Below are 431 nucleotides of genomic sequence, written 5' to 3'. Positions count from 1 at the left end.
CCGTGTAGCCCTTGCCTAAAGCCTTATACAGTTCCAGACATTCCGGCATGATGCGGATTGTTACCGCCGGTTTGATTTGCCTGTTTCGCTGCCTTAATTCCCTAGCCTTTGCCGCAAATTCCTTTAGCGCTGCCGGTGTCGATGCCGGACAGTCGGCGGTATATGTTATCGGCTGCCTTGCCGCTGCCCTAATTCGTTTTAGCTGCTCTTTCCGTCTTTTAACCGGAGGGATGACGGCTGCTATATCAGCTTCCTTAAGCATATCGAGCAGCTCGTTCGTATCATACGCTTTATCCGCAAGGAACGCTTCCGCTTCCAAATCCTCCATAAGGAGAGGCGCTTGGCTGCAGTTCGCGACAGTACCGCTTGATAGCATCCCGTACTCGGGATGCTACCAAGTGCAATTTGCTGTTCAGCCCCCTTTTGTGCGG

Annotated in this window: 1 protein-coding gene; it reads right to left on the bottom strand. The window is 52.7% G+C overall.

What is annotated here, in order from left to right:
• On the bottom strand, window positions 1-376 hold a 376-nt coding region (locus AWU74_RS08685; RefSeq protein WP_162505136.1), incomplete at its 3' end, for a BrnA antitoxin family protein.
• Window positions 377-431: the final 55 nt, after the last annotated feature.

Source organism: Treponema endosymbiont of Eucomonympha sp. (genome assembly GCF_001028545.1).
Note: the sequence above shows the minus strand (reverse complement) of the source record. Positions and strands in the feature narration are given on the sequence as shown.